The sequence below is a fragment of the Rudanella lutea DSM 19387 genome, assembly GCF_000383955.1.
Taxonomy (GTDB): domain Bacteria; phylum Bacteroidota; class Bacteroidia; order Cytophagales; family Spirosomataceae; genus Rudanella; species Rudanella lutea.
On record NZ_KB913013.1, the window covers coordinates 5776626 to 5797494 of the forward strand.

General features: G+C 50.1%; 17 protein-coding genes. 8 read left to right on the plus strand and 9 right to left on the minus strand.

From position 1 onward, the window contains the following. Positions 1-63 precede the first annotated feature (63 nt). Complete coding sequence (locus tag RUDLU_RS0123715; protein WP_245581710.1) at positions 64-702, plus strand: helix-turn-helix domain-containing protein; 639 nt, start codon at positions 64-66, stop codon at positions 700-702. A 4-nt stretch (positions 703-706) separates the two neighbouring features. Here the strand turns inward: RUDLU_RS0123715 and RUDLU_RS0123720 are convergent, their stop codons facing one another. Then, complete coding sequence (locus tag RUDLU_RS0123720) at positions 707-1810, minus strand: hypothetical protein (RefSeq protein ID WP_019990937.1); 1104 nt, start codon at positions 1808-1810, stop codon at positions 707-709. Positions 1811-1928: 118 nt separating this feature from the next. Between RUDLU_RS0123720 and RUDLU_RS0123725 the strand changes: the two genes are divergently transcribed. The 4 genes from RUDLU_RS0123725 (at position 1929) to RUDLU_RS0123740 (ending at position 8104) form a co-directional block, all read left to right on the plus strand. Continuing rightward, positions 1929-4226 (plus strand): heavy metal translocating P-type ATPase, encoded by a 2298-nt coding sequence (locus RUDLU_RS0123725; protein WP_027303342.1) that lies wholly within the window; start codon positions 1929-1931, stop codon positions 4224-4226. A 46-nt stretch (positions 4227-4272) separates the two neighbouring features. After that, a complete protein-coding gene (locus RUDLU_RS0123730; protein ID WP_019990939.1) occupies positions 4273-4494 on the plus strand; it encodes a heavy-metal-associated domain-containing protein in 222 nt (73 codons plus the stop codon). A 142-nt stretch (positions 4495-4636) separates the two neighbouring features. Then, entirely contained in the window at positions 4637-5149 is a 513-nt protein-coding gene (locus tag RUDLU_RS0123735; RefSeq protein ID WP_019990940.1) for a DUF305 domain-containing protein, read from the plus strand. Between the two features lie 129 nt (positions 5150-5278). Then, on the plus strand, positions 5279-8104 hold the full coding sequence (locus RUDLU_RS0123740) for a multicopper oxidase domain-containing protein (protein WP_027303343.1): 2826 nt from the start codon (positions 5279-5281) through the stop codon (positions 8102-8104). Between the two features lie 79 nt (positions 8105-8183). Here the strand turns inward: RUDLU_RS0123740 and RUDLU_RS0123745 are convergent, their stop codons facing one another. Continuing rightward, on the minus strand, positions 8184-8774 hold the full coding sequence (locus RUDLU_RS0123745; RefSeq protein WP_044130797.1) for a DUF305 domain-containing protein: 591 nt from the start codon (positions 8772-8774) through the stop codon (positions 8184-8186). A gap of 47 nt (positions 8775-8821) precedes the next feature. After that, positions 8822-9445, minus strand: coding sequence for a DUF305 domain-containing protein (locus RUDLU_RS0123750; protein ID WP_044130799.1), 624 nt, complete (start codon positions 9443-9445; stop codon positions 8822-8824). A 177-nt stretch (positions 9446-9622) separates the two neighbouring features. On the opposite strand from RUDLU_RS0123750, the gene RUDLU_RS0123755 reads away from it, so the two are divergent. Next, complete coding sequence (locus RUDLU_RS0123755) at positions 9623-10873, plus strand: hypothetical protein (protein ID WP_019990944.1); 1251 nt, start codon at positions 9623-9625, stop codon at positions 10871-10873. A gap of 25 nt (positions 10874-10898) precedes the next feature. Continuing rightward, positions 10899-11165: a hypothetical protein gene (locus tag RUDLU_RS0123760; protein ID WP_019990945.1), complete on the plus strand. Its 267-nt coding sequence runs from the start codon at positions 10899-10901 to the stop codon at positions 11163-11165. A 26-nt stretch (positions 11166-11191) separates the two neighbouring features. Here RUDLU_RS0123760 and RUDLU_RS0123765 read toward each other — a convergent pair whose 3' ends face one another. Next, positions 11192-12055 carry a DUF2726 domain-containing protein gene (locus RUDLU_RS0123765; protein ID WP_019990946.1) on the minus strand — a complete coding sequence of 288 codons (864 nt, stop codon included), beginning with the start codon at positions 12053-12055 and terminating at the stop codon, positions 11192-11194. A gap of 81 nt (positions 12056-12136) precedes the next feature. On the opposite strand from RUDLU_RS0123765, the gene RUDLU_RS0123770 reads away from it, so the two are divergent. Continuing rightward, the gene (locus tag RUDLU_RS0123770; protein ID WP_019990947.1) at positions 12137-13726 is read left to right on the plus strand and encodes a DUF6035 family protein; all 1590 of its coding nucleotides are present in this window, start codon (positions 12137-12139) and stop codon (positions 13724-13726) included. A 179-nt stretch (positions 13727-13905) separates the two neighbouring features. On the opposite strand, the gene RUDLU_RS0123775 is transcribed toward RUDLU_RS0123770, so the two are convergent. The 5 genes from RUDLU_RS0123775 to RUDLU_RS0123800 form a co-directional block, all read right to left on the minus strand. Beyond that, the gene (locus RUDLU_RS0123775) at positions 13906-16992 is read right to left on the minus strand and encodes a lantibiotic dehydratase (protein ID WP_044129676.1); all 3087 of its coding nucleotides are present in this window, start codon (positions 16990-16992) and stop codon (positions 13906-13908) included. A 226-nt stretch (positions 16993-17218) separates the two neighbouring features. After that, positions 17219-17956 carry a LytR/AlgR family response regulator transcription factor gene (locus RUDLU_RS0123785; protein ID WP_019990950.1) on the minus strand — a complete coding sequence of 246 codons (738 nt, stop codon included), beginning with the start codon at positions 17954-17956 and terminating at the stop codon, positions 17219-17221. Then, on the minus strand, positions 17925-19181 hold the full coding sequence (locus RUDLU_RS0123790) for a sensor histidine kinase (protein WP_019990951.1): 1257 nt from the start codon (positions 19179-19181) through the stop codon (positions 17925-17927). Before RUDLU_RS0123790 ends, RUDLU_RS0123785 begins: the two co-directional genes overlap by 32 nt. A 27-nt stretch (positions 19182-19208) precedes the next feature. Next, a complete protein-coding gene (locus RUDLU_RS0123795) occupies positions 19209-19670 on the minus strand; it encodes a hypothetical protein (protein WP_019990952.1) in 462 nt (153 codons plus the stop codon). A gap of 146 nt (positions 19671-19816) precedes the next feature. Further along, complete coding sequence (locus tag RUDLU_RS0123800; RefSeq protein WP_019990953.1) at positions 19817-20698, minus strand: hypothetical protein; 882 nt, start codon at positions 20696-20698, stop codon at positions 19817-19819. Positions 20699-20869: the final 171 nt, after the last annotated feature.

Below are 20869 nucleotides of genomic sequence, written 5' to 3' on the forward strand. Positions count from 1 at the left end.
GGTCAGGTATTTATCGCCCAGCGCCTGCAACAGCATCCAAATACGCTATAAACGCACACATCCGTGTTTGACACAGAAACTGTTTTGCCACCTGCCAAAGCGTATTCAGCGGTTCCTTTTCGCGTGAAAGGCATGGTATGCCAACGCTGCGTGGAAGAGGTTCGGAGCGAATTGACAAAAGCAGGTTTTTCGGTGCTCGACGTCCGATTAGGGTACGTATCGGTACAAGGGCCGTTAACGGCCGATAAAGAAAAGCAGATCAGCAAGCTGCTGGCTTCGCTGGGTTTTGGTGTGCTCGAAACGTCGGTACCTTTGCCGCAGCAGGTCAAAGATCTGGTAGCTGCCTATTTTGCTCAGAGCGATTTGAGTGAAATCAAAAGCGGCAATACCGGCGGACGGTTGTCGGTGCAACTTCAGGAAGCTTTGAAAGCAGATTACGCGACGATCAGCAGCCAATTTGCTAAAGAAGAAGGCATTACGTTGGAGAAGTATATCATTCGGTGCCGACTAAATAAAGTGAAAGAGTGGTTGGTTTACTCCGGTGAGACACTGACAGAGATTGCCTACCGCACCGGATATAGCAGTGTACAGCACCTCTCCAACCAGTTTCGGCAGCAGACCGGCCTGACCCCCTCACACTTCCGGCAGCTACGTCGGCAAAAACAGGAACTACAGTCAAGCCCTGCCCAATCTACAACGTAGCGGTTCAGGCTTCCGCCCCGCCATGAAGAATAGTCACGAGGTCCATAATCCGCTCAATGGTTGCCTCTGAAGCCATGTGGTTGCAAAGGCAATGCGGGCATAGCAATAGCTGCTCGTTGAAGAACAAAGTCAGATCGGCCTCGTCGATAGTGTGGTCTTTGCCGCATTGATCGCAGATACCACTTAAGCTCTCCGAAATAGCCTGCATCAATAGTTGTTGTGATGCTTTTGTTCGTCGGCCACCGCCCTGCATCCATTTGGACCAGAACAACGTACCCACGAAACGTTGAAAAGCCCGAACTGCCTTCAGGTGCTCGTAACCGGGCATCCAACTGAAGACCAACTCGTCGACCACGTGGGCCGCGTAAATCAGTAGGTAAGGCACAAAGTAATAGTAATGACGCCAGTACCGCCGATAGTCGTGATAGTTGGAGAACACGAAATTCAGTTCGGCTTCTTCGGTACGGTAGGCAGGATGGTTGGTAACGATGTGCAGGGCCTGATTACTGATGCCGTTAATCCCAGCCGGATTGTGCTTATCATACCGTAACCCATACACAAGGTCAGGCACGAACAAAGGCCCCGGATTGGCCATTCTGAACACTTCCTGAATGATTTGTTGTCGGTTCAGATTCGGTTCGCTCGGATCGTAGCCCTTTGGATTGCCGACGTGGAAGTATAATTGAATGAATTCGGCCGGATTAGTCAGGAGCCGCTCGAAGATGACCAGTTCATCCGTAAGCGGCTTACGGAGCAACGCATAGGCAACGGTCATCTTTCCCCGTTGAGCGCAGCTCAGCGATTCATACATGAAGTTGGCGAAGTCGCTCAGTACCGATAGGGTGATGTGCTTGGTGAGGATTTCGGCTAATTCAATGTGTTGCCCATTTGCCTTCATAAAATCGAGGGCGTGCATGGACCCATTTTGTAAGTCCTCGACGAATTGCTGGTTTGCGGGATCAATAGCGATTTCGACATTAATGTGTTCCAGAAAGTGCTTTTGGGTCAGGATGCTGGTGAACTGATCATAGATGACGGCGCACAGATTATTGACGGGTCGATATTTTTTGGGCAGATGCGATTGCTGGCCTTCTTCGATGAGGAGCATACGAGTGTTTACGTTGATAATTAAAGCTACTAAATTCTACAGTTTGGAGGAAGAATTGTGTAACACGGCGGCCAGTTCGACCTTCTACTTTTGTGGTAGCTAATGCGCGACCACAACAATGGAAACGAATCTCGATACGCTATCTCGCCCTCATCTAACGCGGGGCGGTTCATTAACCAGGCACACCTTTCCCGTGCTCGAAATGACCTGTGCGGCCTGCGCCGTGAGCGTCGAATCGATGCTGAAAAATACGCCCGGCGTAGCGGAGGTGGGGGTCAACTATGCCAATCAGTCAGCCACGGTCGCCTATGACCCGAAGGTCATTACGCCACAGGGTATGCAGCAGGTGCTGCAATCCATTGGCTACGATCTGGTTGTTGACGTAGAAGACCCGCAGGCCGTGCAGCAGGAAGCCCGGCAGCGGCAGTACGAATCCCTGAAAAACCGGACCATCTGGGCAGGTATTCTGTCGCTGCCGGTGGTGGTGCTGGGCATGTTCTTCATGAACCGGAACGCCGGAGCGGCCCCCTACGCCAACTACATTATGATGGTGTTATCGGCACCGGTCGTGTTCTGGCTGGGCCGGTCTTACTTCGTCAATGCCTGGAAGCAGGCCCGTCACGGCAAAGCGAATATGGATACGCTGGTCGCGCTTTCAACGGGGATTGCTTTTTTTTTCAGTACGTTCAACACGCTGTACCCCAACTTCTGGCACCAGCGCGGCCTGCACCCGCACGTGTACTTTGAAGCCGCAGCCGTCGTCATTGCCTTTATTTCACTGGGTAAGCTGCTTGAAGAACGGGCTAAATCGAACACGACCTCGGCCCTGAAAAAGTTGATGGGGCTGCAACCCAAGACCGTCCGTATTGTGGACGGTGCTACCGAACGGGAGATTCCCGTGGCGCAGGTGCAGGTGGGTCAACTGATCGTGGTACGTCCGGGCGAGAAGATTCCTGTCGATGGCGTAGTCGATTCAGGTACGTCCTTCGTGGACGAAAGCATGATTTCGGGCGAACCGGTACCGGTAGAGAAGCGGGCGGGTGAGAAAATCTTTGCCGGTACGATCAATCAGAAAGGCTCCTTCCGATTCCGGGCTGAGAAAGTAGGGGGGGATACCGTGCTGGCGCAGATCATCCGCATGGTGCAGCAGGCGCAGGGCAGCAAAGCCCCCGTGCAGAAACTTGTTGATAAAATTGCGGGCATCTTCGTACCAGTCGTGATTGGCATTGCCCTGCTAACGTTTGCGGCCTGGATGCTGTTTGGCCGGTACGCCGGAGCGGGTGAGAACGCCTTCACCCACGCCCTGCTAACGTCCGTAACGGTACTGGTCATTGCCTGCCCCTGTGCGCTGGGCCTGGCTACACCCACGGCCATCATGGTCGGCGTCGGTAAAGGAGCTGATAACAACATCCTTATCAAAGACGCGGAGAGTCTGGAACGGGGGTATCGGGTGAACGCGGTAGTGCTGGACAAAACCGGCACTATCACCGAAGGCAGACCGACCGTAACGGATCTGGCCTGGCAGATAAGCGAAGCAGAAATTCCCGGCCTTGCGCCCGTGCTCTATGCCCTGGAAGCCCAGTCTGAACACCCGCTGGCCGACGCGGTAGTTGAGCGACTGCGGGCCAACGGCATTGTCGGCACGGTTCTCGACCGCTTCGAGAGCTTAACGGGCCGGGGCGTGTCGGGCCGCTCCAACGGGCAAACGTATCTGGTTGGCAACCGGCGACTACTGGTGGAGAAGGGTCTGGCAAATGAACTGGTTAAGGTAAACGGCATGGTCACCCGCTGGCAGGACGAAGCTAAAACCGTTGTCTATTTTGCGGATGAGCAACGGGTGCTGGCCGTGATTGCCATTGCCGACCCGGTGAAACAAACCTCCCGCGAAGCCATTCATACGCTCAGAAAACGGGGGATTGCCGTGTACATGATGACCGGCGACAACGCACAGACAGCCGGGGCCGTGGCCAAAGCGGTTGGCCTGAGCGACTTCCGCGCTGAGGCACTGCCCGCCGATAAAGCCGAATTTGTCAAAGAGCTACAGGCGCAGGGAAAGGTGGTGGCCATGATCGGTGATGGCATCAACGATTCGCAGGCCCTGGCGCAGGCCGACGTGAGCATCGCAATGGGTCGGGGTTCCGATATTGCGATGGACGTAGCCAAGATGACCCTCATCACCTCCGACCTCAACAGCGTACCCAAAGCCCTGCAACTCTCGAAGAAAACGGTACAAGCTATCCGGCAGAACCTGTTCTGGGCGTTCATCTACAATCTGATCGGCATTCCCATTGCAGCCGGGCTACTGTATCCCGTCAATGGCTTCTTACTCAACCCAATGATTGCCGGGGCAGCAATGGCCCTTAGCTCGGTGTCGGTGGTTAGTAATAGCCTACGATTAAGGGCCGCAAAACTCTGAGAAAAAGAGAGCATTTCAATAGGGTTTTACCTTAAAACTAACAGTTATGGAAACATTAAATTTCAAGACGAATATTAAATGCAGCGGTTGCGTAGCGGCCGTCACGCCCTTCCTGAACGACATCGAACAGGTGGACGGGTGGAATGTGGACACCGACAGTCCCGAGAAAATTCTGACCGTACAAACAACGGATAACCGGATCGGCGAAGTAGTCCAAAAAGCTGTTGAGCGGGCAGGCTATAAAGCAGAGCCAATGCCACGGCCGTGATTTCCAAAAGTTTTGCAACGTAATGGGCCGAATCTTATAAGCTGCCCGGCCGTCCGGTTGGGCAGCTTACTTGTTTATAGAAGTACTCAACAATCGGTACAGCCGCTGGCCGTTTAGCGGAGTGAGCTGACCCAACAAATTTATGGAAGCACACAAACAATACACTGGCCAGGCACAGCACAAACAGGGCGACCACTCAACGGCCCACGGACAGCACTATGGCAAGTTGGCAATTATGGCTGTTCTATCGTTCATTTCCATGTACGCACTGATGTACGCAATGGTGAACACCTTTGCTAACGTCATTCCGAATGTCAATCAGTTTTACATGGCGGGCCTGATGACGATGCCCATGATTATCATCGAAGTCTTGTTGATGTCGGCCATGTACACCGACAAACGACGGAATGCGTTCGTTGTCGCCGTGAGTGCCATTGCGATTGTCGGTTTCTTTCTGCTTATCCGTCAGCAGGGCTTTGTTGGGGACAAAGAGTTCGCCAAGTCAATGATTCCGCACCATGCTGCGGCTATCCTGATGGCTAAGGAAGCAAACCTGACCGATCCTGATCTGCAAAAACTACAGCAAGATATTATTACCGCTCAGGAAAAAGAGATAAAGCAAATGAAGGACAAACTGGCTCAGTTAGACAAATAGGAATTGATTGGCATCAGGGCTAATGTCCAAAAGTTTCACAATATCACTGGTCAATATTACAAGCAGCCCTTCCATCATGCAGGGCTGCTTTTTGGTTTTATTACTATAGATGCACTTGGTACGACAATGATGAAAAACACTTTTTTTGCGACGTTAAGTCTGCTGGTGTTGCTACAAATAGCCAGTTATGGGCAACACCAACAGCATACAATGGCGGCTGGCAACTTGGTTGCCAGTCCCCCTGCCAATCCCGACAAATCCAACTTTCCGGTAGTTAAAACATCCCTACCCGTCACCCGGCCCCAAGCCCTTGCGAAGGTGAAGCCAACCGGCAAGCGGGTTGAGTATGACCTCACCATTGACGAGCAGATGGTTAACATCACGGGCAAACCGAAGAGGGCCATGACCATAAACGGGGGCATCCCTGGCCCGACGATGCGGTTTACCGAAGGCGATGTAGCCGTTATCCGGGTACACAACAAATTAAAAACCGAAACCTCGCTGCACTGGCATGGCATACTGCTCCCCAACATACAGGATGGCGTTTCGTACCTGAACACCCCCCCCATTCATGCGGGTGATACCTATACGTTCGAGTACCCACTGGTGCAGTCCGGCACGTACTGGTTTCACTCCCATACCCGCTACCAGGAACAAGTCGGGGTGTACGGCTCCATCGCGATTCTACCTCAGCAGCCCACCCACAAGGCGGATCATGATTTAGTGCTGTTGCTATCGGATTGGACGAATGAGAATCCAGCGTACATTCTGAAAAACCTGAAACGGCGCAACGAATGGTACTCCATCAAAAAAAATAATGTCCAATCACTCAACCGCATTATTCAGCATAAGGCGGTAGGGGCGTACCTGCGGCAGTCGATGATGAAAATGGCACCAATGGACATCTCGGATGTGTATTACGACCGGTTCTTAGTTAATGGAAAAGACACCGTGCGTTACCCGGACATCAAAGCGGGCCAAACTGTTCGGCTGCGGGTTATCAACGCCAGTGCGTCCACCTATTTTCACGTCAATTATGCCGGCGGCTCCATGAAACTGATTTCCGCCGATGGCCTTGATGTGCAGCCGCTGGAGGTTGACCGGCGGCTGATTGCCATTGCGGAGACCTACGATTTTATAGTCACTGTACCCAAAGGCGGAGCTTTTGAAGTGCGGGCTACTGCTCAGGATGGGTCTGGCTACGCAACGGCCTTGCTCGGAAATGGCCCGGCGAAGTATGCCCCGACGATTCCCCGCCCCGACCTGTACAAGTTAACAGCCAACATGAGCCAAATGGGAGGCATGGGCATGGGTAGGATGAACATGGGGAAAAGCGACACGACAGCTCAGGCCAATGTGGACATGAACGGCCCCATGATGCACGATATGCCCGGCATGGATTCCAAACCCGGCAAAGCGGAGTCCGCTTCGGGTCAAGTGGACCATAGCCAAATGGCTATGGGACAAGGTAAACCAGCAAAACAAGCCCCTGTTACGCCTAAAAAGCCCGATTCGATGGAGAGCATGGGCAATATGGTGGGTATGGATCACAGCCAGATGAACATGGGCAAACAACCGACGAAGAAAGGGGCGGGTTCGGCTAAAAAAGCCCCTAAGCCAACTAAAGCGACCGGCTCAACGGCGGGTATGAATAGGGGGGACACGAAGATGAATATGGCGGGCATGAACATGGGTAAAGACGGCAAAATGGACATGACGGGGATGAATCACGGGCAAATGGATGATTCATCCATGCCCGGCATGGATCACAGCAATTTGTCCATTAAAATGGACTCAGTGCCCGCTAAAAAAATAGACAGCAAAAAGCCGGATTCGATGGCTGGGATGGATCACAGCCAGATGAATATGGATAGCAAGACCAGTACTATGGCCGGTATGAAGGGAATGGATCATGGAGGAATGGCCGGTATGAGCATGATGGACGAGCAGAATACTATCGACTACAGCATTCTTAAATCCCCAGAACCGATTGTGTTTCCCACTAACCGCCCGATTCGAGAAATACCGCTCACGCTGACGGGGAATATGTTCCGCTACATCTGGGGCTTCAACGGGCAACCCCTATCACGGGCCGATATGATCCAGATCCGGCGGGGTGAAATCGTGCGTATCCGCATGATAAATAACACGATGATGATGCACCCTATTCACCTACACGGGCATTACTTTCGGGTGCTGAACGGGCAGGGGCAGTATTCCCCGTTGAAGCATACGGTGAACGTATCGCCGATGGAAAGCGTCACAATTGAGTTTATGGCCGACGACGAGAAAGACTGGTTTTTTCACTGTCACCTGCTCTACCATATGTTGAGTGGCATGGCCCGCGTAGTGAGCTACGGCGACCAGCCCGACTCCTCAATTGCCAGTATTCAGAAGCTGCACCTGCGCGACATGCGCGATAACCAGCCCTTTATATGGGGCTACCTGCAACCGGGTTATCCTCTCAACTATTTTGCCCTGAACGTGTCCAATAACAAAAACGCGATTGTGGCCGGGGGGGATCACGACTGGCGCACCAACCGATTCGAGTTCGATCTGGATTACGAACGATATTTTGGCGACTGGTTCCGGGTCTTTGCCGGTATTGACGGAGGCAATGAAGAGTTTCTGCGCCGGGTACGCCCTGAAGATGGGGGACAGCCCGTTAGCAGTCGGCGCATTGTTCGGGCCGTAGCTGGTATCCGCTATATGCTGCCATTTCTAATTCAATCGGAAGTGAAACTCGACACACGCGGCAACGTCCGGTTTCAACTCAACGGGCAGCAGATGTTGTTTCCCCGGTTAGACTTCCAGTATCAGGCGCAGTGGCTGGTGGGTAGCTACGTGCGGGCGCACGTGGAACTGCAATACACAGTAACCAAGAATCTGTTTCTGCACACCGATTACGACACCCGGTATAAGACGTTTGCCGGTGGGTTGGGCTACAACTTTTGAAGCGTTTGGAGGTGACCATACCAACGAAAAAAGACCGCTAACTCAATGATAGCGGTCTTTTTTCGTTGATAGCCGATAGTTAGCTTTTCAGGCTGCTCTCCAGCTTTTTCAACTCGGCCATCTCTTTAGTCTGCATCTTGACAACGTTATTGGCCATTGCCTTCATCTTCTCGGTCTTCCCTTCTTTCAGGAATGCACGGGCCATATCGATGCCCTGCTGATGGTGTTGAGCCATCATGCTGGCAAAATCGTGGTCCACGTTCCCGTTCATTGAGTGGGTTCCACTGTGCATAATCTCCATGCCCTTCTGACCCAGTTTCGACGAAGATAATTGTGGCTTGTGACTGCTCAGGAACTGGTCGAGTTCTTTTATCTCCTTTTGGTTGGAGACTTTGATTTTGCTGGCTAATGCCTTGACCTGCGCGTTTCTGCCTTGCTTAACTTCCATATCAGCCATCTCAACAGCAGACTGATGGTGCATCTTGAGCATCATAGCAAAATCGTGGTCGGGGTCACCAGTCATTTTCATGCTCATCATCTTGTTCATGCCTGACTGCATGGACTTCATCATGGCGTTGCTGGCCGATGTCTGCCCGGTTTGTGCAACAGCCGGTTGAGCTATATACAGGGCTACACTGAGTGCCACCCCATAAAACGGATTAATTTTCATAAAGGAGAACATCGATTAAGCCAGTGCGAACACTGGCAGGTTAGCGATTAATAATTTTTATTGGTTTTCAGCCAGTCCTGTAGCATTCCAATTTCCTTTTTTTGATCCTCGATGATCTTCGTGGCCATCTGGCGGATTTGGACATCGTCACCATATTTAAGCTCCGACATAGCCATTTCTATGGCACTTTGATGATGATCGATCAAAAGCTGGGCGTAGTCTACATCCGAGTCACCTGTCAGAATACGGATATCCTGCGCCCGCATCATCTTCATCATCGACTCCATTTCTTCCGCGTTGTAAGTCGCACCAGCCGTAATTGGAACAGGCGTATGACTTTGAAGAAATTGATTGAACTGGCTGATTTCCGAAGTCTGAGCGGTGATCACCTGCTGCGCCATCGCTTTCATAGCCTGGTTATCGCCAGATTTAAGTTCTTCGTTCGACATATCAATGGCCCCCTGATGGTGCATCCGCATCATCATTGAGAAATCGTTGTCAGGGTCGTTGGTATCCTTCATTTTGTCCATCTCTGTCATCATACGATGGTTAATTTGTTGATACACGTTGGCATCATGAGCCTGTGGCTGTAAGCCCTCTTTGTTGTCGCAGCCCAGCATGACCCCTGCCAGGAATAAGACAGAAGTTGCCCGTTGAAGTGAATTTTCCATATAGTTGAGTACGCTTATTGCGTCTATGATTAACGGGCGGTTCCCCAAGAGGGTTATTACAAGATTCTCCTTGTAGATTACAGAATTTCCGGGGTTATATAAGTACTTTCATTGCTTGGCAAATCACTGTATATTCCTCAACTTAGCCCTTTATTGGTGTATTCATTGACAATACCTATGCCCGCTACTTCTTTAATTGACCTGATTGACGACTATAAACGAAACCCGGACCTTACGTATCAAAGCTGGTTTCTGCACAACGAAGATCGCCTGAAAGCTTTCCGTTCTATCCGGCGTGGCGTGTTACAGGTTATCAGCGACATCAAAGAAGGTTCTTTTCCCAACGACTTCAAGGGCAGTTCACTCGAATTTGTGCTGAGTTGCATCACCGAGCAGAAGCAGGTTTTTGAGGGAGCATCCCACCCATTTTACTGGAAGCCAAAGCTTCGTATCCCAGATATTTATGAGAATCAGGATCATAAGCGGTATTTCGGTCAGTTTTTAGAATGCTGCCTGAAGGCTACGAAGCCCGAAACGGTTGTGAGCGAAATAAATCGGCTTGATGCGTATAAGATTAAGGGCTTAGGCCCTGCCGTAGCCAGTATCCTCTACTTCCTGCATCCGACCTGGGTGCCACCCTTCAATACGGCCATTATTAATGGTTACAACCGACTTTTTAATGAAAAGCGCAAGTTGGGTTCATGGTTGGAGTACTTAGCCATTCGGGATAAGATGCTGGCAGTGAATGCTGAATACCGACACGTTTTATCGAATGACTTAGGGGCGTTGGCGGGTTTGTTGTTCGAGATTGGGGCAGGTAATCTACTGGTGCCAGGCCTGGCCGATCAACCCCTTGTTGAGCGCGAAAAACTCGAAAAGCAATTATCTAAGCGTCATAAAGAAGTTGTCAATGAACAGCAGGAGGAACAAACGCACAGCGAGATGCAGTATCATTTGCTGACCATTGGGCGGGCATTAGGCTACGATGTCGCGGCTGCCCGGAATGATATGTCCCGGCAATATAATGGCCATTCCTTTTCGTTTCTGAGCCTGCCCAGCCTACCCGCACTGCCCGTTGCGCCCGAAACGGCTCAAACCATTGGCCTGATTGATATTGTATGGCTGGAGAAAGGTACGGGTCGGATTATTTGCGCCTTCGAGGTGGAGAAAAGCACGTCGATCTACTCCGGTATCTTGCGCCTGACCGACCTAACCTGCTCTCTACCCGACCATGCAACAACACTCTATCTGGTAGTTCCCGACAGCCGACGCAAAGAAGTTGAGATGCAGTTAACACGCCCTTCCATCAGACAGACTAATACGCCGATCCGTTATATCCTGACGTCTGAGTTACGCACCCACTGCGACGCATTATGTCGATTTGGGGATAGCCACCGGGTATTGGAGAAAATTGCACGGTCTGTTTGAATGCAACAGCTAATTTGAAGCCGTTATGAACCGAACAAAGTTTGCCACTCGCTATTATAGCCTATACATCTTCAACGGGGAATATTGTACCCGTTCCGCCAGCAGTTACCTCAACGCCGTAGAGGATTTAGAAGATGTAGCCAAACAAGGAGCCGAGCCTTTAGGTATCTATGATTTACACGATTGGCGGTTCGATTGGAAGCTGAAGGATTCGACCCAACAACAGCAATACCAAGATCGTGTTTTAGAAATGACCAACTCGCTACGTCTGAAGCACGGGGAAGCACTTTAGTTTGAGAGACGTAATAGCTTCAAGTATCAGGGCTGTTCGCGAGAAACTTCACGAATTAAGCGGGTTAGGTCTTGCTCTGACATTCTTGCTTTCACACGAATGCGAAGCAGACGTTGGCCTGCCTTAGCCATGATTTTGTCTTTTATTTTATCCTTAGCTTGCTGCTTTTCACTATCATGATATTCGCTGTCAATCTCCAGCATCTTGAATGGCTTAAACGCATTTTCTGCGTCGAAGACAACGCAATCTACTAAGGCTTTGAAAAAGTAATTTCGCTCATGCGGTTCCAAAAAGTGTTTGATCTGCTCAAAATCAACCAGTGCCGAAACCGCTACATTGGGGAAGACGAGGTACGTGCTGTACACCTCCCGAACTGCCCGGTAGAACTCATACTCCTGCTTTGATTTAAATAAGCTAATTGTATGGTTTACAGCTTCTACTTCGCGGTTTACAGTCACGTGAATCGTTCGTTGCTGACTGTGTTCGACTACTTTGGGCTGTGTCCGTTCAAACTCCTGAAGCAATTCAGTACTGGTAGACAGATGCGGATATTTCCTGGCATAAAGCAAAGCTGACTGAACTTGAGTCGAGCGATATCCAAGTATAATTTTTTCTACAAGGCGTTCCACATCTACGGAGGGTAGAACAAAGTGAAAATTAGGCCCTGTGTGAAGCATATGGAACTGCTCTAAATAAAAGAGATAATCAGGGTCTTTGTCAAAGCTACTTCCGTCGATTAGTTCCCGGATGAACTGCGATTCAAGAATACTCCTTGTAATATCGTCCTGCCGAAGTTGGTCATAAATCTTATTATTTTTAAACAACTCGATGAGAGCCATCCAATTACGCTGCTGAAGAAGCTTGAATATGGTTTCGCGGTCGTAGAGCATTTATTATATGAATTGGGCTGTGAAGATAACTGTTTCCCTTCGGTATAAGAATGTAGCATTTTCTTTAGATTCGATACTTAAATGAAAGGATTTCAATTTACCATTCCGTCAGTATTAGACTGTGAAACAGGTGAGGAGGTTTTCGCAGGGCCATTCTTCAACCAAGACGAAGCTGCAATTTTCGAGATACGCAGACAGTTAGAAGATGCTATCCGCAACCGACGCGACCCGAAATACAAATGCTACTACTGCAATCAGCTTATCAAAATTCGGGGTAAAGCCGAAAATGAGACAAAGCTAAAGCGGATGCACTTTGCCCACCAGTGGGACAGTGACGATTGCCCCATAAAGACCAGCCAGGAGTTAACCCAACCACAGATTCGGGCAATTAAATACAATGGGCAGAAAGAAAGCAAGCTGCACGAACGAACAAAGGAGTTAGTAGCAGCCTCTTTGGAGTCCAATCGGTTGACAGGCAAAGGTATAACCGAAGTGGCTACCGAAACGGTTAGACGGGATACCTCTGGACTATTGACCTGGCGTAAGCCCGATGTAAGCGCGGTTTACCAGTCGCGCCAAGTCGTGTTTGAGATTCAGCTTTCAACTACGTTTTTGAGCGTCATTGCAGATCGGGAATACTTCTACCAACAAAACCAAACGTGTATTATCTGGATTTTCAAATTCTTCTCCGAAGAATTCGACAAACAGCGATTCACCGAAAAGGACGTTTTCTACGGAAATAATCAGAACGCGTTTGTTTTTGATGGGGAAGCTATCAGTGAGTCCAAATGCCAACAGGACCTTATCCTCAAATGCCTGTACCGTGAGCCTTACCGATCTGGTCAGCAGATAGCTTACCGATGGCAGGAACGGTTAGTTGGCCTGCACGACTTAACGTTTGATGATAAGACCTACAAAGTGTTCCTGTTTGATGTAGAAGGAGCTACCAACTTGATTAAGCAAGAAATTGAGGACGAGGAACGAGCCGAATGGGTGCGGCAACACGAAATTGAGCAACGTCAACAAGTGTATGAGCAACGCCGACAGGCTTACCAAGAAGAACTTGAAGAAGGCTTCTCCCGCGCCCGCTCGTCGATTCTTCAAATACTTAACGAGATACACGCTTATCCCGAACGAAGAAGCCCTTTACTGAATGAGTTTGCCGCATTTTCGGAGAACACGTACAATCATCTATTTGAACTGTTCTGGCAAGAACAGGGCTACCAAACCACAGAACAGGACCGGGCATTTCTCAAAACCGCTTTTGAGCAGGAACGCACTAAGCGTTCTCATTTGGAACGCAATGATTTATTGACGTGCTTGTGTCTGGCAACTTGTTTGGTAAAACTGAAAAGTCCGCAGAAAGCACACCGGTTAAAGAAGGTGTACGGAACTGTATTTGCCCTCTTATCCTTCAAATTAAACTGTGTGGTCGGTCAGAAATTCACTAAACTTATTCAGGTAGCCCACACAGCTTTCTTTGGCAACTATTCATACCTATTTTTCAGGTTATTAGAAAAATATCCTAATGCCGAGTTCGACCGTCAGGATATTCAATCGGGGGGTAAATTGGCTAAGAAGATAACCGTTTTCCTGGAGAAGAACGTCCCGCCTGACCACAGCTATGACGACGTTTTCAGGGAGTTATTTCCTGAACTTTTCGCACAATAAGCAAATCTAACCGACTTTATTTGTTCCAAGACCTCGGCTTATAACCTACCTCCTGCCATGAGCGTAATAGGCGTTGGTATTTACATCGGCCATAATCCAGAAAAATGCTGTCGGCGGCAACCTCTATAAAGTACAGGTTGTGGGACTTCTGCTTCTGAATACCTAAAATAAAGATTATTTCAGCACACTTTCGCTTTGTTGGTACGTTCCTTACCCTGTAAAGTCGTGTATTGCCGCAGCAAAAAGTGGTATATCACACCCTCACTTATCCGTTGGTTGCTCACAAAAAACCGGTTGAACATCATGTGCAGAAGGGCGCGTAACAAATCGGAAAGGTCGAATGCATCTGCCTGATATTGTACTCGCAACTGCTGAATTAATTCATCGGGCAACAGCATGTCCACTGACTCCAATTCTGTCTGTTCAAAAGTTGATAACCGCTCCTGCCAAGCCCTGTACTGTGCGTTCAATTCTTTGCGGAGCCGTTCATTGTGTTTGTTCTCGCGCAGAAAACGGGCTTGAAGTTCTTCCGTCAACGCCTGTTTATCACGAACGGATAGACCGAAAGCATCGAGTAACCGATCTGCTCGCTGACAGGCTACCCACCAATATGCATCCTCATCAAGGGCAGCGCTTTGCTCAATCCACTGTAAATTCCACGCACTATCCCACCAAAATATACGCTCAACGAGCGGCATGCTTTGATAGCCATACCGCTCCAGTTCTCGTTGGTACGTATCCACACTTACCGAATGGACAAGGCCAGCCTCCTGCCAAGGAATCAGTCGTTGGGTAAGTTCTGTCAGAAGGAGATGATAGGTTTCTGCTGAACCATGAAACCGGAGCCGCAGATGAGGCTCAGGATCGTAATACCGTATAAAGAACCAATGGTCAATCCACGCCTGTGCTGTGGCCTGCTGAACCAACGGCCCAACGATCTGAGTCAGCACGTCGTTGGCTGTCAGTTCCCCGACGTACACTTTTACGTATAGCCACTCACTACCCGGCCCAAACGAACGCTGTATAAAGCTGCCACTTGTCTTGAATGGAGAATGTTGGGGGAGGGAAGGAGTCTGCGCTATTCCAAACGGTATGACCAATTCACTCGAATATTGCTGCCCGGCGCGGTGTACCCAACACTGGTCAGGACTGCCAAGCCATTCGACAACCCGGACACTATCTCGCCTGCTTAGTTCTGTAAAAAGTATTTGTTGGCAGGGTGGGCTGCTTAAATCGAGTAGCAATTCATGATCACCCTCCACCAATGTAATCAATTGGGGGACAGAAAGTTTCTGTTGCATGTCGTGGGCCATCGTTGCGGCCGACAGCCAGTTTGCCCGTCTCATAAGGTTCCACTCGGCTCTGGCCACGATCAGGTGCTTGTAAATGATACGAGGCAACCGGGGCTGATTGGCCAACGTGCCCCACGACCAGCGAAGCGAAAACCCTTCGTCCTGATGGCTCAGGTCGGTTAAGAATCGGTAAATGTCGTCCGATTGATGGTAGTTATGCGCGGTGGTGTTACGTGGTATTACGCGACGGTTGTGCTGTTTCGACCAGAGTTCGACTGTCGTTGCGTTCCCGGTTCTTACCCAAAGGTCTTTCAGGGCAATTGTGTGTTCTTCGTCAAGGGCTGATTGTGTGACGTAGGGAATTTCGTATTGCCGCAGCGCGGGGCGACACAGCACATTACCCACACGTCCCGCTGGCAGGTGGACTATCTCGGCCAGCAGGGCATCGGGGTGCTGTTGAGCCTCCCAGGCAGTTAGTTGTTCGAGCTGATGCGTTAACGGCGGGTTATGCGTGCCAAACCGGGCCATCAGGCTGGCACCAGAAGGGCCTGACACACTCTTTACCAGAAATTGGTAGTTTCCTGCGTCGATGGCCGTTCCGTCGGTGCCATATAATTCGCCCAGCACAGCCCAGCTACGAGCCAACGGTTTATCTGGCTCTGTTTGGGCAGCATTATTCAGGTCTTCGTCCGTAATCGGCTGAATCAACCGCCCTGTTTCCAAAAAATGGGTCAGTTTCTCAAGCCGAAATCCGTCCAGTCGGTCGGCTTTTGAAGGGCGAGTGATCTGCTGTTGACTCAACTCGCTCAGTAGGGTCAACTGACCCGCGCGGGGGCCAGAATCACCGTAGCCGATACCCGTTTCGTGGTCGAGCACGGTGAGCAAAGGAACCGCCTGATTTCCATATCGGTCGTGTAAGCGTTGGGCAAAAGCTAATAGGGCAGGGGGCTGATTGTCGCTACGCAGTGGACTCAGTTGCAGCAGTTCCTGACCGATCTGCCGTAATACTGACCGGCTTAGCTCCACTATTTCCGTGGGTCGAAGAAGGTCCACTTGGTACACGCTTTTCTCGGTATAACCGTCGCCAACCAGTGCCCGCATCCGTTGCTCGGTCTGATGCGCCCCCAACGTGGCTAAACAGCCCATCCGAAGCTGTTCCTGAATCTGCGTCAATTCAGCAGTCAGTGCATTAAGTGCAGGTACGTTGGCAACGTGGTGCAGAACCAGCCCTAAAGCGTCGGGGTCGGTTACTGGTAATTCCAGTTCGCTCACCAGGATGTGCGCGTCAATGAGTTCATTTACCAGTTCCTGGGCAGCTTCCGGCTCCTCGTGGAGCGTATCGACGAGAAAACCCACGATAGTCTGTCCTCGTGCTCCTCCAGAGCTAACATCCACAAAGTGCAATACAGCGTCGATGAGATCATCACCTGCCACAGAATTGATATAAAAAGCCCGCTGCCCTGCCTGTAGAGTGTAGTCGGAATAGCGTAACTGACTACCCAATCGGTACAGGCTGTTATTCACCTTATAGCGAAGTTCCGAGCGAGTTTGAGGTTGGGTAAGCAGTTTTTCTGTCAACACGGATAGCCAGGCTGCATCCGGGCGAATGCATAAACGGTGTACGTCGCTATTGATGGTTCCGGTCGTTTGCGGGCCTGTAGCGGCAACACTAACACCCGCAAACATCCCGAAAGGCGTACTCCGGCCACTCATCCGTAAGAGATACCGCCACATCGCCAACCGGGCTTCTTCTGACGGCAGTATAGCCCGTTGTTGTCTCCAGCGTAACCACACATCGTATAACGACGGAGAAGCAACCAGTAATGCCTGCGCCACCGTTGGCTGATTCAGCCAGTTCCACAATACCTCATCGGTAGCGGCTTCGATTCGTGGAAGGTGATTAAGCAATGTGCTGATGGGCAGCAGCGGAGAACGGACGAGGGCAAATGGGTGGGTAACTAAAGAGAAACGCATACAATGCCCTGAGGACAACAAGGCCCGCCGGTAGCATACCAGCAGGCCTTGAAGGATTACACGGTGAAAATAATTGTTAAATCAATTGTGGTTGGGTACTTGATGGGCCGGGGCTTTGCGACGGGCATTCGGGTTCCAACCGCCTTTGTTTTCAGGCGTTTTGCTGAAGTTGACATGGGTTAAAAAATTGATAGTGAACAATATAAAAAAACAGGTACTTGTATGATTAAAGGGCACCCCGGATGATGCTGCTTACTACGGATCGGTACGTAGTGCCAACCGGTACGCGCTGTCCGCTCTGCATCTCGATTTGCTGGCCGTCCGTCTGCCGAATCCTCGCCGTATTGACGATGAACGACCGGTTGACACGAACAAAGAGAGGAGCAGGAAGCAGTTTTTCCAGTGCCGAGACGCGCTGATGACTGACCAGTGTGCGGTCAGGTAAGGTGATTTTTACGTAGTCACTCATGGCCTCGATAAGAATAATGTCCTGACAGGCCACGTTCACCATGTTTTTGCCTTCCTTGATAGCTAATTGACCAGATGCTGCGCCGACAGTCGTAGCCAGGCTGGCCGTTGCTCCACCTGTGTCCAGAGCCTGAATGCGCTCATGCACTTTAGCGATGGCGCGTACAAAACGGCTGAACGTAACGGGCTTGAGCAGAAAATCCACGACGTTATTTTCAAATCCTTCAAAAGCAAACTCCTGATAACCAGACACGGCAATTACCCACAGAGCTTTGCCCGGAAGACTACGCAGGAGTTCGTAGCCGTTCATTCGGGGCAAATTGATGTCCAGCAATAACAGGTCTGGTTTCAACGACTGATACAGCTCAATGGCTTGTAAGGCGTTGCTGGCCACACCAACTATTTCCAAATTAGGAACCTGTGCGATATGGTCAAGGAGCAGTTCTTGAGCCAGGGGTTCATCATCAATTAGCAGACAGCGTAGGTGCGTATTCATAAGTTGGAGTAGTTTCGCCCTTCCTTTTGAGCGGGATAGTCAGCCGGACGGAATACCGCTCGGGCTGGTCTTGTATAATCAGTTCATACTGATGTTCCGGGTATAGCAAGGCTAACCGGCGTCTGACATTCGTCAGCCCAATGCCACTATCGGCGGTATGAGAAGTCGGCGTCTCGCCTTTGTTATTTACCACCGTGAGGATGAGGGTACCGTTCTGCCCCAGCTCTGTGGTCAGGCGTATTTGTACCCATCCGCCTTCATAAACGGCGTTCAATCCATGCTTAAACGCATTCTCCACGAACGTAACCAGTAACAGAGGTGGAATAAGCCAGTATTGCATGGCTTCGGTAGGTTCCGGCAGGGAGCAATCGACCGCTTCGGGCGGTGAGTGCCGAATCCGTTCCATGTCGACGTACCCCTGAATAAATAGCAGTTCATCGGGTAGCGGCACAAACTCCTGGCTGGTTCGGTACAGCGTGTAGCGCATCAGCGTAGAAAGGTTGGCCAGCGTCTCGGCTGCCCTGCCATCTTGCCGGTGAATCAGCGCATAGATGTTGTTAAACGCATTGAGCAGGAAATGCGGATTGATCTGTTGTCGCAGAAACTGCAAATCCTTGGTAGCGTTTTCTTTTTCCAGCAGGAGATTGTTCAGTTCCAGTTGCTGCCGTTCCTTTTCAATGGCCAGTTGAGCCTGATTTCGGGCGTACCCATCCCGAATCGCTTTAATCAGCAATGGAATCAGGATGTAGGATATAAACTGCCCGAAAACAAAGAACATAATGGCCGGATCGACGACGTAATCATACCAACGCGCCTGCGCAAACAGGGTAACCCGCCGGGCCAGATATTCCGGTAAAGGCGCGTAGAACCTGTTCACCAACATCAGCAGCCCATACGTATTGACACACATAATGCCGTAGTAGCCGCCGAGTGTAGCCGTGGTCAGTAGCAAACGTTCCGAGAGTCTGCGGTGTCTGTACAGAATACGCGGAATCAACACGTATCCCAACAGGCCAAACGATACTAAGGTCGTCAGGAAATGATGCGTATTGACTACGTGTAGCAAACCCGCGTTGGGTTGACTCGAAAAAGCCCGCCGAAACTGACTGAACGTGAGAACATAACTCAGACTCCAAAAGACAATGTGCCAAAGCACGCGCTGCCAGGTAATTGGACGCCGGAAGGCAATGGCTTTCCGGGCACCCTTCCGTAACGAAGGTACCACTGGTAAATAGTAAGAAAACAGTTGGTATTAGTTCGCGTTACCCAACTTGCGAATGCCGACTAACAAGACCGCCTGTGCGCCGATCTCTTCATTTTTCCGGCCTGGTGCTGCGGTTGCTCTGATGGCAATACGATCAGGCTGCTTGCAGTTTACTTCCAGTTTCGCGTAAATGCTCCAGGACTTGTTAGGACCGGCAATCCAGTCCGTAGCCTGCTCAGCTCCTTCTATTGGGAAGGCACTTACCAACGATAAACTGTGCTGCACATACGCGTAGCCCTTAGGGATGTCCACTTCCTTTTCGACCACCACGGTCGGCAGCCTGTCTTTGTTGACTACTGCAATAGGGACCTTCAGCGTGGAATCAGGTGGAGCAAGTCGTTGTTGCGTCGAGTCGTTTTTGGGCGTGTGCGTAATACTGGTTGTAAGGCTTGTGGTTGCCAGTACGCTCACCGGCAACGCTACTTTAAAAAACAAGGAAACAAGAGTCATAAAGCACGGCGGGTTTTACTCTATTATCAATACCCACATAATAGAGTAACGTACAACAAACCGTGTATATTGCTCAAATTATTTAATTAATTATCTTTTTTTCGATATTATTGAGTATTAGCAACTTATAAATCAGGCTCTGATGACTAATCAAATAATGACTTTGGAAAATCCTGTTTAGGCTGTGTAACGTCTATTTTCTGTGAAGAAGCAACACTGTTAAGCTCCTCATCAAGGGATTCGGGTGGTTTAGGTCGGGCGTATAACTGCTGCTTGCCTGTCTGGGTGATCAAGCTAAAGTTGTTGAGAAAATTTTCAATCTCCTTGTGCTGGTGCGGATGCTCACGACTAATTTCCCGAGTATCCACAAAAATCAGGTTGTAGCGTTGCTGTGTAATAACACCCTGTCCGTCGCGCTGTGGGTTTAGTAGATGCTCCTGGGCATTGGCGTACTCCTGCTCCGACGTGCGGTATTTGTAATTGAGTGTTACGTATTGGTAATCACGCCGGTAGTTAGAAACAGCAAAATCGTAGTGTTCAAGATTACGCAGAACATCCTGCCATGTCTTTATCTCCTGTTCCATCATCCCAATCATGCCCCGCTCATCAGAGAGGGCGGCTCCTGTCAGTTTGTTAATTTTGTCGAGCTTGATAGCCCGTTTCACGGTGAGTTCGTTGATATAGTTGGTTATCCGTTGCTCTTTATCCTCCCTTGTGAGGTCACTGTTCTTTAGCAAAATGTATTTGTGCTTCTTGAAGAACGTCAGCCGGGTTGCGGGTTTGCCAAAATTTACGAGCTTGATGGTACGGCAGTCGAAATGCTCATACTCAGCAAAGAGGGATTGGTCGCGGCTATCGACAAAATAGATGACACCTGTACCGTTCCACTCACCTTCAATGTCCCAGGTGTTGCGATCAGGTTGGAGCTTGTTCACGACTTTCATCAATTGAATAAGCCCCCGGAGTAGGCGGGCGTAGTCGGTGGGTTCGTAGGTTTTACGTTTGCGGGAGATCTTCTGAGCAGCCATCGTTAGCAAAAGAGTACAGGGCGCATAAGTTTACTTTTAAAGTAAACTTAATTTGTTCATTTCGCCAAATTCTCTTGATGGCTCCGCACTATTTATTGATTTTTTTAGCAAACCGCTTTCGATGCCCTCGCTCAAAATCAAAAGTTGTATTTTTAAAATTGTTCTGAGATT

Bases quoted from the DNA above. Each gene is read 5' to 3' on its own strand.
- RUDLU_RS0123725 (WP_027303342.1), top strand. From the start codon at position 1,929: ATGGAAACGAATCTCGATACGCTATCTCGCCCTCATCTAACGCGGGGC.
- RUDLU_RS0123775 (WP_044129676.1), bottom strand. From the start codon at position 16,992: ATGCGTTTCTCTTTAGTTACCCACCCATTTGCCCTCGTCCGTTCTCCG.
- RUDLU_RS0123770 (WP_019990947.1), top strand. From the start codon at position 12,137: ATGAAAGGATTTCAATTTACCATTCCGTCAGTATTAGACTGTGAAACA.
- RUDLU_RS0123785 (WP_019990950.1), bottom strand. From the start codon at position 17,956: ATGAATACGCACCTACGCTGTCTGCTAATTGATGATGAACCCCTGGCT.
- RUDLU_RS0123740 (WP_027303343.1), top strand. From the start codon at position 5,279: ATGAAAAACACTTTTTTTGCGACGTTAAGTCTGCTGGTGTTGCTACAA.
- RUDLU_RS0123760 (WP_019990945.1), top strand. From the start codon at position 10,899: ATGAACCGAACAAAGTTTGCCACTCGCTATTATAGCCTATACATCTTC.
- RUDLU_RS0123795 (WP_019990952.1), bottom strand. From the start codon at position 19,670: ATGACTCTTGTTTCCTTGTTTTTTAAAGTAGCGTTGCCGGTGAGCGTA.
- RUDLU_RS0123745 (WP_044130797.1), bottom strand. From the start codon at position 8,774: ATGAAAATTAATCCGTTTTATGGGGTGGCACTCAGTGTAGCCCTGTAT.
- RUDLU_RS0123735 (WP_019990940.1), top strand. From the start codon at position 4,637: ATGGAAGCACACAAACAATACACTGGCCAGGCACAGCACAAACAGGGC.
- RUDLU_RS0123720 (WP_019990937.1), bottom strand. From the start codon at position 1,810: ATGCTCCTCATCGAAGAAGGCCAGCAATCGCATCTGCCCAAAAAATAT.
- RUDLU_RS0123750 (WP_044130799.1), bottom strand. From the start codon at position 9,445: ATGGAAAATTCACTTCAACGGGCAACTTCTGTCTTATTCCTGGCAGGG.
- RUDLU_RS0123765 (WP_019990946.1), bottom strand. From the start codon at position 12,055: ATGCTCTACGACCGCGAAACCATATTCAAGCTTCTTCAGCAGCGTAAT.
- RUDLU_RS0123755 (WP_019990944.1), top strand. From the start codon at position 9,623: ATGCCCGCTACTTCTTTAATTGACCTGATTGACGACTATAAACGAAAC.
- RUDLU_RS0123730 (WP_019990939.1), top strand. From the start codon at position 4,273: ATGGAAACATTAAATTTCAAGACGAATATTAAATGCAGCGGTTGCGTA.
- RUDLU_RS0123800 (WP_019990953.1), bottom strand. From the start codon at position 20,698: ATGGCTGCTCAGAAGATCTCCCGCAAACGTAAAACCTACGAACCCACC.